This window comes from Eubacterium sp. AF22-8LB (assembly GCF_003458715.1).
In the GTDB taxonomy this organism is placed as follows: Bacteria; Bacillota_I; Bacilli_A; order Erysipelotrichales; family Erysipelotrichaceae; genus Holdemanella.
In genome coordinates this window covers 1-14,719 of the sequence record NZ_QRVI01000002.1, presented here as the reverse complement: position 1 = coordinate 14,719, position 14,719 = coordinate 1, and the positions used below count along the sequence as shown (strand labels likewise).

11 protein-coding genes are annotated in these 14,719 nt (G+C 35.8%); 2 read left to right on the top strand and 9 right to left on the bottom strand.

Annotated features, from left to right (window positions below; all coding sequences use genetic code 11):
- Positions 1-11: 11 nt before the first annotated feature.
- On the bottom strand, positions 12-857 hold the full coding sequence (locus DWY01_RS01000) for a DegV family protein (protein ID WP_117992490.1): 846 nt from the start codon (positions 855-857) through the stop codon (positions 12-14).
- 112 nt (positions 858-969) lie between these two features.
- Here DWY01_RS01000 and DWY01_RS00995 point away from each other — a divergent pair, with 112 nt between their 5' ends.
- Entirely contained in the window at positions 970-1,458 is a 489-nt protein-coding gene (locus DWY01_RS00995; protein ID WP_117992489.1) for a DUF1836 domain-containing protein, read from the top strand.
- Positions 1,459-1,524: 66 nt separating this feature from the next.
- Here the strand turns inward: DWY01_RS00995 and DWY01_RS00990 are convergent, their stop codons facing one another.
- The 7 genes from DWY01_RS00990 to pulA all read right to left on the bottom strand — a co-directional run bounded on the left by DWY01_RS00990 (position 1,525) and on the right by pulA (position 11,585).
- A complete protein-coding gene (locus DWY01_RS00990; protein ID WP_117992488.1) occupies positions 1,525-2,586 on the bottom strand; it encodes a branched-chain amino acid aminotransferase in 1,062 nt (353 codons plus the stop codon).
- 66 nt (positions 2,587-2,652) lie between these two features.
- Positions 2,653-3,942, bottom strand: coding sequence for a leucyl aminopeptidase family protein (locus DWY01_RS00985; RefSeq protein ID WP_117992487.1), 1,290 nt, complete (start codon positions 3,940-3,942; stop codon positions 2,653-2,655).
- Complete coding sequence (proC, locus tag DWY01_RS00980; protein ID WP_199519816.1) at positions 3,943-4,749, bottom strand: pyrroline-5-carboxylate reductase; 807 nt, start codon at positions 4,747-4,749, stop codon at positions 3,943-3,945.
- Positions 4,750-4,765: 16 nt separating this feature from the next.
- Positions 4,766-6,724 carry an anaerobic ribonucleoside-triphosphate reductase gene (gene nrdD, locus DWY01_RS00975; protein ID WP_117992485.1) on the bottom strand — a complete coding sequence of 653 codons (1,959 nt, stop codon included), beginning with the start codon at positions 6,722-6,724 and terminating at the stop codon, positions 4,766-4,768.
- A gap of 6 nt (positions 6,725-6,730) precedes the next feature.
- Entirely contained in the window at positions 6,731-7,864 is a 1,134-nt protein-coding gene (locus DWY01_RS00970) for an anaerobic ribonucleoside-triphosphate reductase activating protein (protein ID WP_117992484.1), read from the bottom strand.
- Positions 7,865-7,919: 55 nt separating this feature from the next.
- Positions 7,920-9,431, bottom strand: coding sequence for an IMP dehydrogenase (locus DWY01_RS00965; protein WP_117992483.1), 1,512 nt, complete (start codon positions 9,429-9,431; stop codon positions 7,920-7,922).
- A gap of 45 nt (positions 9,432-9,476) precedes the next feature.
- On the bottom strand, positions 9,477-11,585 hold the full coding sequence (gene pulA / locus DWY01_RS00960) for a type I pullulanase (protein ID WP_199519815.1): 2,109 nt from the start codon (positions 11,583-11,585) through the stop codon (positions 9,477-9,479).
- A 90-nt stretch (positions 11,586-11,675) separates the two neighbouring features.
- Between pulA and fumC the strand changes: the two genes are divergently transcribed.
- Positions 11,676-13,049 carry a class II fumarate hydratase gene (gene fumC, locus DWY01_RS00955; RefSeq protein WP_117992482.1) on the top strand — a complete coding sequence of 458 codons (1,374 nt, stop codon included), beginning with the start codon at positions 11,676-11,678 and terminating at the stop codon, positions 13,047-13,049.
- A gap of 18 nt (positions 13,050-13,067) precedes the next feature.
- Here the strand turns inward: fumC and cls are convergent, their stop codons facing one another.
- Complete coding sequence (gene cls / locus DWY01_RS00950; RefSeq protein WP_117992591.1) at positions 13,068-14,603, bottom strand: cardiolipin synthase; 1,536 nt, start codon at positions 14,601-14,603, stop codon at positions 13,068-13,070.
- Positions 14,604-14,719: the final 116 nt, after the last annotated feature.

Genomic DNA, 14,719 nt, shown 5'->3' with positions numbered 1-14,719 from the left:
GGAAAAATTCCTTAAGCCATTTTTATTGCCTGTACTGCAACACATCCAGGTCCACCCTGCGTAATAAATGCGCTAGATAATGGATAAATCACTACCTTTGCACCTTCAAAAGTTTCTTTGATTTTCTTTTCAAACATCATTGCTAAATCTTCATTAAAGGCATGTGAAATATAGAATGTATAAGCTGGAGTAAATCCATTATTTTTAAAATCTTCAACCACCATATTGACAGCCTTTTTATATGTTCGGCTTACACCAAACTTATCTAAGCCTATGCCATCTACGCCTTTTTTCAAAATTGGAATTAATTTTAATGCACCACCTAAAGTAGCGGCTAACCCTTTGATTCTTCCTCCACGAACTAAGAATTGGAAATCCACAGGAACTAAATATGATCCTTCCTGCATACGGCTTTGAACAACCATCTTCACGATATCCTTGGCACTTGCCCCATTATTTGCCATCTCCAAAGCAGTATCCACCATCAAACGATGTGGTCCACATAATGTTTGTGTGTCCACAACATGAACCAATTCCGGATGGTCACAAGAATTCTTTGCCATCATAGCCGTCTGGTATGTTCCACTTAAACCAGAAGCCATCGCAATATCAATGACTTCATCGCCATCTTTGGAAAGCTCATTATATAAATCAATCTTTTCACCAAGACTTGGCTGTGAAGTTTTTGGAATCTTATGATCTTCAATCATCGTTAATAATTGTGTACTTGTGATGTCCTCAAAATCTCGATATGTTTGTGAATCCACAGTGATATTCAAAGGAACAATCGATAACCCTTTTTTCTTTGCCGGTTCAATCGAATATAAAGTCGATGAATCAGAAACAATATGAATCATTCTTTTTTTACCTCTCTTTAGATAAACAATAATATAGATAATTCAATAAGTCAATACATCTAGTATTAATTTCTAGATTGTGTAAGAATTTATTTTATGTTACACTATAATCATGAAAAATTATACATTTCCAAGATGGAACGAGTTACCTGAAATCGACCTATATATGGACCAAGTGATTACCTATATCAATGAAAAACTAAAGGATACCTATTTCTTTGAAGAAAAGTTTATCACTAAATCCATGATCAATAATTATGTCAAAACTGGTATCGTGCATCCGCCAGTAAAAAAACATTACACAAAAAGTCATTTAGCTTACTTTTTAGTTTTAACTATTCTTAAAAGATGCTACTCTATGCAACAGATCACATCACTACTTCATATTTATACAGATGTAAAGGATTCTTCTATCGAACAAGCCTATGACTTATTTATATCTCGATTTGAAGCTTCCCTAAATGATGTATTTGAAAACAACCGTAATACTATCGAATTTGAAAACGTCAACCATGAACAAGAACTCATGGATAACGTCATTCAATGCGTTATTTATAAGCTACATACTGAATATACACTTAAAAGCTATGAACATGAATAGAGAGTAATCTCTATTTTTTATTTTGCACCAAAAAAAAGAAGATGTACAATGTACACCTTCATTAAATTAGTCAACTACAACAGTCCATCCATAAGGATCTTCAATCGTACCCCATTGAATACCTGTTAATGTATCATATAACTTTTGTGTTAATTCACCTGTTTTAAAATCTGAAACAGTTACAACATCACCCTTATAATAAAGTTCTCCAATTGGACTAATAACAGCCGCTGTACCAGTTCCCCAAGCTTCTTGTAGTTTACCATTGTGACCAGCTTCCATCAATTCATCCACAGATAAGTGTCTTTCTTCAATTTCATATCCCCAATCCTTTAAGATATGTAAAATGGAATCACGAGTAACACCAGGAAGTACTGTACCTTCACATGGAGCTGTCACAATCTTATTATCAATTTCAAACATTACGTTCATAGAACCAACTTCTTCAATATATTTACGGTGAACACCATCCAACCATAATACTTGAGAATAACCTAATTCTTCAGCCTTTACCTGAGCAGCTAAGCTACCTGCGTAGTTTCCTCCACATTTAGTAAATCCTGTACCACCCTTGGCAGCACGAACATATTCATCTTCTACATAGATTTTAACAGGGTTTACACCTTCTGCATAATAAGCACCTACAGGCGAGCAGATAATCATAAATTTGTAATGCTTAGCGGCATGTACACCAATAGCTGCTTCTGTCGCAAACATGAATGGACGAATATATAAAGATTCACCTTCACCTGTTGGAATCCAGTCTTCTGAATACTTAACGATTGTCTTTACTGCATCCACAAACATATCTACATCTAAAGTAGGCATACTTAAACGTTTGTTTGAATTCGCAAAACGCTTCGCATTCATTTCAGGTCTAAACAATTGAACCTTTCCATCCTTTGTACGATATGCCTTCATACCTTCAAATGTTTCTTGGGCATAGTGCAAAACCATACTCGCTGGATCAAATTCTAATGGTCCATAAGGTACGACTCTTGCGTCATGCCAACCTTGACCTGCATCCCAATCCATCACAAACATATAGTCTGTATAGTATTTACCAAAACCTAAAGGTCCGGCTGGTTTTTCTTTTAAGTTTTTACTTTCTACAAATTGTACTTCCATAATTTGTCCTCTTTTCTAAACATGATGATAATATCACACTTTGTAACTTATTTCAATATCTTACATTTATTTACATTCATTTTCAAAGAAATGAATAATTGTCTCAATCATAACACCCGTAGCTACTTCATCCTTATCGCTCGTTCCTGCAATATCTAAGTGAATCCATTTCGTACCGTCTTCAATGAATTCCTCTAAGAAAGCAGCCGCTAAGCTTGCATTACCACCCAATGTCTTCGAGTTAACAATATCGGCCACCTTAGAGCATTTCAATTCCGAATGGAAATATTCATCAACCGGTAAACGCCAGATTTGTTCCTTTGTAGCTTTACTAGCACCTAAGAAAGGCAAATAGAAGCTATCATCATTACTAAAGATTCCTGTATATGTACTTCCTAAAGCACGTACACAAGCACCCGTTAAGGTTGCCATATCAATGACACGAGTCGCCCCTAGCTTTTGTGCCATTGTCAAGGCATCCGCTAAAATCAATCTTCCCTCTGCATCCGTATTTGTGACTTCAATTGTTTTACCACTTAATGAAGTAATCACATCTCCATCTACAAATCCATGTCCATTCACTTTATTTTCAGTGATTGGTAAAACACATACAATATTCTTTTCAATTTTCAATTCGGCAATTAATTCCAATGCACAAAGCATATTGGCAGCTCCACACATATCATATTTCATACCATGCATATTCGATTTGATATTGTAACCACCCGCATCATATGTTAAGCCCTTACCAACAAGCGCTGTATATTCTTCGTCTTCTTTGCCACCATCATAACGAAGCACAACCATGTAACAAGGTCGATCAGAGCCTTGGTTGACCGCTAATAATGCACCGGACCCAATTTCTTCTAGATCCTCTTGTGCTAAGACTTCAATTTCCATATTGTATTTTTCAGCAATCATCTTAGACTCATCCACCAAGTGATCTGGTGTTAGATAATTTGCGGGCATATCACTGATTTCACGCGCATGATTCACAATACGAGCTACAGTCATACCTTTTTCAAATTCCGCTTTAAAGCTATCACATTCAAGCTCATACACCTTTGTTTCTTTATAGCTATAAGCACCATATACAAGACCAAAACCAGCCGCATACGCTGTTTTTTCATTAACATATGCCAAATAATCATCGGCTTCCACTTTACTATAGGCTTCTTTGATGTTCTTCTTTCCATCACCCAAACCAACAACGACTACTTTTTCACAATCCATTTGATTCAATGTATAAATCGTTGTGATCTTGCCAAATTCTAAATCCAATTTAACATCTTTAAAAGCAGCTAAGCTTTCAGGAAGAACTTCCCCCTCAAATAATCCAATACAAATATTTTTCATTTATTTTACCTCCGTCATTGCCTTTGATTTTTTTGCGCATACATCCATTGCCGCTTCAATGCTCGCTCTAAAGCCCATTTTTTCAAGTTCACAAACCGCATCGATCGTTGTACCACCAGGCGAACAAACCATATCTTTTAAAGCACCTGGATGCATACCTGTTTTAAGCACCATCTGCGCACTTCCAAGTACAGCCTGTGCCGCAAACACAAGAGCCTGCTTGCGTGGTAAGCCTTGTTTTACAGCCGCATCCGCCATAGCTTCAATCATCATGAATACATAGGCAGGACTTGACCCACTCACACAAGTTACGGCATCCATCATTGTTTCATCAACTACTTCACATTTTCCAAAACTATTAAATAAAGCCTGAATACATGCCTTATCTTCTTCATTGCACAAATCATCAAAGCTAATCGCACTCATAGCCTGCAAAACCAAGGCTGGTGTATTTGGCATAGCCTTGATTACCTTGATATCTTTTTCAAAATAATGCTTTACATCTAAAATAGTAACACCGGCTGCGATGTCCACAATAATCACATCATCCTTTACACTATCCTTGATGGATTCAATTAAAGCCTTATAATGTTTAGGTTTTACGCTTAAAACTAAAACATCACTGTTTGAAGCGACAAAATTGGCATCCATCGACGTCTTTACACCATACTTCTTTTCTAAACGCTCTAGATTTTCAGGATGATGATCATTCACAAGAATATTTTTAAATACCTTCTTCTGCGCAATTCCTTCAATCATGGCTGAACCCATGTTGCCAGCTCCAATAAAGCCAATTGTATCTTTCATAAATGTGTTTCCCCCCTTATATTGAATATGTCTTTCTTCTTGAAAACTCCTTTTGTTTTCCTTCATTCCAATCCTCTAAATTTCGATAATAGCCTGATACACGAGAATAAATCTCAGTCGGTTTATGACATATACTACAATCTGAATGTTTACCACTCATGTAACCATGCTCTTCACATACCGAATACGTTGGTGTAATCGTAAATACAGGTACATTATAGTTTTCATAAATTTTCTTTACTAACAAGGCTGCCATCTTCCAGTTATCGATGCCATGATCAATAAAAACTGGAAATGACGTTGATCCAGTATAGCGATTTTGAAGCTTTTGTTGAATATCTAAAGCCTCAAATACATCATCTGTACTTGCGACATCTAAATGCGTGGAATTTGTATAATATCCATAACTTTGAATCTCTGGATACAACTCATGATCTAACTTTGCAAAATGTGTACATACACTTTCTGCAGGTGTTGCTTCTAGATTGATCTTTTGATCCTGCTTTGAAATCTTCGTATTAAGAAAATCCAAGACCTCACACGCAAATACTTGGGCATTTGAATCCATTAAATCTTTTTTTAACCATGAAGCATTTAGACAAGCTTCATTCATGCCTACAATACCTAGGGTACCATAATAATGATCAAAGTTTGATATATAAGTCTTTGTGTAGGGATATAAACCAGCATCTAATAATTGATTTAATACCTGGCGTTTGACATGGAAGCTACGAAATGCCACATCACTTAAATAATCCAAACGTTTAAAGAAATCTTCCTTAGAGCTGGATAAATAAGCCATACGAACAAGATTTAGCGTAACTGTTCCCATACTTCCGCAACATGGTTCATATCCAAAATAGCCTTGTACATCCTTTTGTTCCTTGGTTAGAAAATAAGGCGTTCCATATTTTGCGCAGGCCTTAAATAATTCCTCTTCATGCATCCAGTCAAAGTCAGGCTGTAAATAGAGGGCAACAATTGGAAATTGAAAGCCACGCCCTGAAATATCACCTTTATGCAAGATTTCAAAAAGCGCATTATGTAAAAGCTTCATTTCCTTTGCGCAATCTCCATAGGTAAAGTCTTCTTCCTTACCAGCTACAATTGCCTTTTTAGCTTTAAAATCATCCGGAACATTCCAATCCATTGTAATTTGGCTAAATGGTGCCTGCGTTCCCCATCGAGATGGTATATTTATCCCATATATAAAGCTTTCTAAACAATCCAATACCACTTTTTTAGAAAGCTTGTCCTTATGAATAAAGGGCACTAGCAACGTATCAAAATGTGCCAAAGACTGCGCACTGGCCCATTCATTTTGCATAATACCTAAAAAGTTGACCATTTGATTACACAAGGTGCTTAAATGCTTTGCCGGTAAACTTGAAATCATTTTATTAACTGAAGGAAGACCTTTTAAAATCAATTGTTCCAAGGACCATCCTGCACTTCCCCCTGTCAACATATGAATGTTGTGAATATAAAAATCCCCATTTTTATGCGCATTGGTAATTTGCGTATCATAGACTTCACTCAGCCAATAGTTGGATGTGATCATACCTGAATTCGATAGAATCAAGCCTCCTACTGAGAATGTAGCTAAGGAGTTTTCATCTTCTAAAGGCAGGTTGTTATCGAGATAGGAATTGACCAAATGAATATATTCACTGGCCGTCGATTGAATCTTACGCACATTTTCTCTTTGTTTACGATATAAAATATAGGTTTTTGCGACTGGATAATAACCCGATTCGGACAATGTTTTTTCTACACTATCCTGGATCATTTCTACACTGATTCGATTGTCCTTGACCTTCGATTGAAAATCAGCTGTAGCACGTAACACCAACAAATTAATAATCGCATCATCCTTTTCCATACCAAGTGAATCAAAGGCTTTTGATATCGCAGAAAAGATTTTGGAAGAATCAAATGTTACGATGGAACCATCTCTTTTTTCGACTTCTATCATACTTGTTTACCCCCTTATCTTTACGGTATCGACATATTTTTCTAAGATTGTTTTATATTTTAAAATCTGTTTTTCATCTGGACTATGCAAGGAATGATCAATGGTTGTTTCATTATTTTGAAATGGCTGTAAAACTACCATATGCACACCTTGAATCCATTGTCCTAATTCCTCGATATTTTTTTCATTATGAAATTCATTGACTAATGTAACACATAAATCAAAAGGAATATGTGATGTTTTTAATAAACGCAATGATTTTTCAATTTCATTTATATCAATATCTTCTACGCCACACGTTTTAGCATAGGCACTCGGTGCATTTTTGATATCTAAGCTTATCGAATCAACTAATTTTTCATGAATGATTTTATGAAGACGATCATAATACATTCCATTGGTATGAAGCTTAATTTTATAATTCAATGTTTTCGCATATTTTAAAAAGGAAACAACACCCTCATGCATCAATGGTTCTCCGCCAGATATATAGATTCCATCTAAATCTTTACGATGACTCTCTAAATATTCATTGATCTTTTCAGTAACAATCGGATATCTGTTTTCCTTTAAATAAACCAAATCTCTAGAATGACAATATGGACATTTCAAGTTGCATCCTCCTGTATATAAGGAACAGCTTAAATGACCTTCATAATCCGATAGGGACAGCTTCTTTAATTTATAAAACTGCAAATTAGTCTGCTCTAAATCGGCATAGCTTCTTGCGTGTGTAGAGAGTGTCTGATAAAACTTGGAAAATACTTCAATTTCATTGGCATCTAGATCCTGCGTGATATGATGCCACCAGTCTCTTCGAATACCATAGATTTCGGAGATGTGTTTTTTGGTCAAAGCCGTTGTATAAAGTTCTTTGGCACGTTTATCCTTCACACTTGTCTGAATCGAAATATAACCCAATGCATTTAATTTCTGTACATTTTTAGTGACAGTCCCCTTGTCGTAACCTCCCACCTGTACAATTTGTTGTAAAGAAATCCCTTCATTTTCATAGATTTCAATCAAGATAGGTAACTGGGCATAGCTTAAATTTAAATCTTGCAGCATTTTATCATAATATTTTTGTGTACTTCGATAGAGAATACTTGAGTCCATCAATAAATCATTCTGTTTTTCCATACAAGTATTATAAGGTATTTTGATAAAGAAAAAAAGGACCGAAGTCCTTTTGAGATTATTGTGGTTTTGCGTCGAAATGTTCGTCACGAACAACAACGTCGTGAGCTCCACCTTCAACTATACTTGTACTAGATACTAAAGTAACTTTCGCATTCTTTTGAAGTTCTGGAATTGTTAGGCATCCACAGTTGCACATTGTATGACGAATCTTAGATAAAGATAATCCTACATTGTCTCTTAAGCTGCCTGCATATGGTACATAAGAATCAACACCTTCTACGAAAGACATCTTTTTGTCTCCACCAACATCATATCTTTGCCAGTTACGAGCACGGGCACTACCTTCACCCCAGTATTCTTTCATATAGTTTCCGTTGACACTTACGATTTTGTTTGGAGCTTCTTTGAAACGTGCAAAGTAACGTCCTAACATAACAAAGTCAGCACCGAATGCCAATGCCAATGTAATGTGATAATCATGGACAATACCACCATCTGAACAAATTGGAACATAAATGCCTGTTTCTTCAAAGTATTCGTCACGAGCTTTCGCTACATCAATTGTAGCTGTTGCCTGTCCACGTCCAATACCTTTTTGTTCACGTGTGATACAGATAGAACCTCCACCGATTCCAATTTTGATAAAATCTGCTCCAGCTTCTGCCAAGAAACGGAATCCATCTCCATCAACAACGTTACCAGCACCAACTTTTACACTGTCACCATAGTGTTCACGAATCCATTTGATTGTTTCAGCTTGCCATGCAGAATAACCTTCACTTGAATCAATACATAAAACATCAACACCAGCTTCCACTAATGCAGGAACACGAATCGCATAGTCACGTGTATTGATACCTGCACCTACAATGTAGCGCTTTTTGTCATCCAATAATTCATTTGGATTGTCCTTGTGTGATTCATAGTCTTTTCTGAATACGAAAGCCTTTAAATGTTGTTCTTTATCAACAATAGGCAACTGGTTTAATTTATGCTCCCAAATTAAATCGTTTGCCTCTGACAATGTAATATCTTCGTCTCCAACAATCAACTTTTCAAATGGTGTCATGAATTCTTTTACCTGAATCGAATGATCCATACGACTTTCGCGATAATCACGACTTGTTACAATACCGACCAATTTTCCATCAGCCTTACCATTGTCTGTAACAGCCATTGTTGAATGTCCTGTTTTTGTACGAAGAGCAATTACATCCTCTAATGTTGCTTCAGGGCTAATATTTGAATCGCTGCCAACAAATCCAGCCTTAGTCGATTTTACTTTTCGAACCATAGCGGCTTGAGACTCAATTGTTTGACTACCGTAAATAAAACTTACTCCACCCTCACGTGCAAGTGCACAAGCCATTTCTTCACCACTAACAGCTTGCATAACAGCACTTACCATTGGAATATTTAATGAAAGTGCAGGCTCTTCACCTTTTTTGAATTTTACTAAAGGCGTTTTTAAACTTACCTTATCCGGTGTACAATCCGGACCCGTATAACCTGGAATCAATAAATACTCACTGAACGTTCTAGATGGTTCTTCAAAAAATTTTGCCATTGTTTATCTCCTTCTCAATTTAACATCTATTATATGTTTTGACCATTAAGCCGTCAAGCCAAATTGACAAACAACAACACTAAATGCTGCAATATGAATATCATACGTATTTAATGCGTTGCACGTGCCATTATCAAACAAGACAGTAGCCTCTTGGTCTAAATGATAATCATAAGGAATATTAGTTGGGTTGAAAAAAGCTACACAATGATCATCCCCCTTTTGACATGCATACACTAAGACTTGATCATAAATCGAATCAAATTGAACACCCGCCTCAATTTCTTCTGTTGTGCTCAAACGGAAACAAGGATGTTTCTTTCGAATTTCAATCAATTCCTTGGTTCTTTCTACAATTTCAATATGATGATCCCTTCTTTGATAATCCACACGATTATAGTTATCCGAACGATTGTATGTATTTCCTAAATTCTGTTTTGTACGACCAAACTCCTGGCCACAATGAATAAAAGGAATACCCTGTGCGAGTAAAACCATCGCATTCGCAAGAATTTGACGTTTCTCTCTTAAATCACGACTTTCTCCATGACAACATACACGGTTCTTATCCCATAATGTATGGTTATCGTGGCATTCTACATAATTAACAACCTTGGTTGGACTATCAAACACATGATCTAAACAGCTTGCCGCCATGCAGCATTGTACCTGATAAAATAAATCGGCTTGTCCAGACGCAAACCCCTTACGAGATAGTTCTTGATTCGATCCACGAACCACCTCACGGAAACGATCTGAGAAATGTCCAACATGTGGCATTTTTGCCTGATTCAATTGCGATGCACGAATTTCTTCGGCTACAAAGCTAGGCATATTCCAGCCTTCGCCATAAATCATAAAGTCTGGCTTGATTTTTTTACATTCAGCACTGATTTCATTCATTAAGTTATAATCTAAAATTCCCATCAAATCAAAACGGAAGCCATCGACATCAAACATCTCAACAATCTGCTTACAAGTATCAATAAAATATTTGCGAGCCATAAAAGGCTGTGTATCAATATCATTTCCACAGAAACTTCCATTCGAGAATTCACCTACACGATTCATCAAGAAATAATAATCAGGCACCATATTTTCTAGTGCAAAATATTCTTTAACATAAACATGGTTAAATACTAAATCCAAATTGACACGAATTCCCGCCTTATGACAATCATGTACAAGCTTTGCGAATTCCTCAATACGCAACTTTGCGTTATTCGGATCCAAAGAATATGCTCCTTCTAAGCAACGATATTGCACGGGATCATAACCCCAGTTATAGAATATATTGGGATAGATTTCATCCACACTTCCAAAATCAAACACAGGCATCAATTGTACGTGGGTAATTCCTAATGATTTTAAATAACTGAAACCTGTATTGTGGGCTTTGGTGATTTCATTTTCTTCGGTAAACCCAACAAACTTTTTAGGATGACTTACCCCAATTCCTGTTTGTGAAGTCATGTCACGAATACTTGCTTCATAAATAATCGCATCACATTCACTTCCCATAGGCTTCATCTTTATTTTTTTTGGAAGTTTTACTGTTTTAGGATCCACAATCACACTATATTGTGAATTGGCACCCGTGAAACAAGTATAAGGATCTGTCACCCCTTTATATTCTCCATTGACTCGTACTAAATAAGAATAATGAACTCCATTTAAATCCTTTTTAATAGTTAACGCAAAAACACCATGCTCTTCACGCTTTAAAGCTACAACTTGCTTATGCCCATTTAAAACATAGCCTACGCTTACAGATAATGCGGTAGGCGCCCAAACTTTAAATGTAGTCTGCTCCGGTGTGTAAGTAACACCTAAATCATCTTTATCGTAGGTAAATTCCTTCGCAAAACGTTCCGTTTTTACAATATGAGAATATTTTGCGACACATGTCTTACAATGTTCATCAAACACTAAATATTCCTCACCTACATTGAGTGTTCCATTTAAAGACAGTTGATAATGGGTAAATCCATTATATAGATCACATCGCGATTGAATCGTTAAAGGTATAATACGATTCTTCGTATCCTTCATATGGAAGATGCGACTTTCTCCTCCAAAGAAGTTTTTGGACATATATACATCCAAACAATTATAATCATCTAAATAAGCTTCATAAGGCTCTTTCATTCGCATAGGGTACAACTCCTTCACTTTATCTATTGTAACATGTATAAAGACAATTTAGATAAAAAATGTTACACTACTACATAGAGGTGAACAAAAATGAGTACATATCGAATAGAAGAAGACTGCTTAGGACAGGTTCAAGTAGAAGCGGATAAATATTGGAAATCCCAAACACAAAGAAGCCTTGAAAATTTTAAGATTGGTAAAGAAATTATGCCGACATCTTTGATTCATAGCTTTGCGATTTTAAAGGAGGCTTGCGCAAAGGCCAACCTACACTTTAATAAAATAAGTGAGAAACAATGTGAAGCCATTGTAGAAGTATGTCAAAAAATTGAGGATGGACAGTATTTAGATCAATTCCCTTTGCATGTGTGGCAAACAGGTTCAGGAACACAAACCAACATGAATGCCAATGAAGTTATTTCCATGTTAGGAAATGAACTCGCAAATGAAAACATTCTACATCCAAATGATACAGTAAATGCTTCCCAAAGCTCAAATGATACTTTCCCGGCTGCCTTGCATATTATGGTTGCTCAAAAAATCAATGCTGAATTGATTCCTCAATTGGATATGATGATTGAACAACTTCAAAAGCTAGAAAAAGAAAATGAAGGTATTATTAAAATTGGTAGAACCCACCTTCAAGATGCGACTCCTTTATATTTTTCACAAGAACTAAGTGGCTATCGCTCTATGATTGAGCATAGTAAGCAACAAATCTTAGATAGCTTGAAATATGTATATGAGCTTGCCTGTGGGGCTACAGCTGTAGGTACAGGTATCAATTGTCCAGAAGGCTTTGATGAAGTGGTTACTAAAATCATTTCAGAAAAGACAAATCTTCCATTTGTACCAGACCCAAATAAATTCCATGCCCTAACAAGTAAGGATGCGATGGTTTATACAAGTGGAGCATTAAAAGGACTTGCTGCTAACTGTATGAAGATTGCCAATGATGTCAGATGGCTTGCGAGTGGTCCAAGAAGCGGTATTCATGAAATCGATATTCCTAGTAATGAACCAGGCTCAAGTATCATGCCAGGTAAAGTCAATCCAACACAATGTGAAGCTTTGACAATGGTCGCTGTTCAAGTAATGGGAAATGATACAGCCATTGGTATTGGAGCAAGTCAAGGAAATTTTGAATTAAATGTCTTTATGCCATTAATTGCCTACAATATGGATCAAAGTATTCAATTATTGGCAGATGCAATCCATTCATTTACTATTCATTGTCTAGTTGGATTAAAAGCGAATAAAGAAACAATGGATAAAAATCTACATAACTCATTGATGTTAGTAACTTGTTTAAATCCAGTGATTGGCTATGAAAAAGCAGGTCATGCCAGCCAATATGCATTTAAAAATAACTTAACTTTAAAGGAAGCTATTTTAGAATTAGGATTCTTAACAAGTGAAGAATTTGATCAATATGTACAGCCTGCAAAAATGATTCATAAATAAAATAAAAGGTATTTGATCCTACATAATAGGACTAAATACCTTTAATACATTTCGATACAATTTAAGTGCTGGATTGGTGTTTACACACTCATCCAATGTCACTTCATGACAGACTTTGAATATTTCTTCAAAGTCCTTTTTTATGTCCACTAAACAATCCGTTTCATGCATCCATACACCACATTCATAATGTTGATAGTATGATCTAAAATCCATATTCACTGTTCCTACCAATGCACTAGAATCATCGATGATACAAACCTTTCCATGAATAAAGCCTGGTGTATATTCATAGATTTTTACGCCCGCTTTAATTAATGTATCAAAGTTTGCCTTTGTGACCTGATAAACCATCTTCTTATCCGGAATACCTGGTACGACGATTCTTACATCAACTCCATTGGAAACGGCAAGCTTTAAACTAGAAATCATTTCGGAATCCAATATTAAATATGGTGTTGTGATCCAAAAATAATCCTTTGCACATCCTAACATATTTAGATGCATATTTAAGCCAGTGTTATTTTCGTCAGTCGGAGAATCTGAAAATGGAATAATAAAGCCTTTTGTTTTTTGATTTGAAAACAAAGTTCGATCTTTTATAAACCTAGAATACGATGTATATTGAGATGCCTGATAATTCCAAATCTGTAAAAAAGAAATGGTAAACATTTCGACACCAGCTCCCTTGATCAAACACCCCATATCCTTCCAATGTCCAAATCGTTTTTTCGTATTAATATATTCATCGGAAATGTTGCAACCTCCTGTAAAGGCCACCTTACCATCAATGACTAAAATCTTACGGTGATCACGATTGTTCATTGCCATGGCTAGTTGTGGTCTTAAAGGATTAAACACGTGAGTTTTGACGCCTCGATCATTTAACCATTTGGCATAATCTCTAGGCAAATATGTTAAAGAGCCCATATCATCATAGATAACTCGAACATCGACTCCCATAGCGGCTTTATCCATTAATATCTGAAGAATAGTATTCCACATGACACCTTTATTGATAATAAAGAATTCCATAAAAATAAAATCTTCAGCTTTAATAAGTTCTTCAATAAAAGACTGATATTGATCTTCTCCTGAAGGAAAGTAGGTAACTTCACAGTTTTCATAAACAGGAAAGTATCCGTTTGACCATGCCATAGATGTCATTTTATCTAATACATAATCATCTTCATGAAGATCACTTAAAATTTCAATGTTTTGTAGAGCATATTTTTTATAGTCAGAATAAGCCTGACGGTCTTTGATCATTAAAGCCTTTGGAATCTTACGATTGCCAATTAACAAATAAACAAGTCCTCCAAAAATAGGAAAAGCCATAATTAACAGTACCCATAAAAGCTTAGAGCTAGAATCGGAGTCACGATTAATGATATGCATACATACGCATAGACTAAATATAATCAAGATATAGTAAACAATAAAGAATTTTTGACTAAAATAGCTCACCAAAAAAAACAGTGTTAAAAATTGGAGTAATACAGCTAAGATAATATAGATAGGTTTTGATTTACAATATTTCAAAATTTTATGCATATTGGTATTATACGCTAGAAAAACATAAAAAAAAAGCAGACAAGCCGCTGTATTTGTAAAAAAAAGGACCCGGCAGCTAGCTATCTTCGCAGGGGCAAGCCCAACTATTGTCGCCG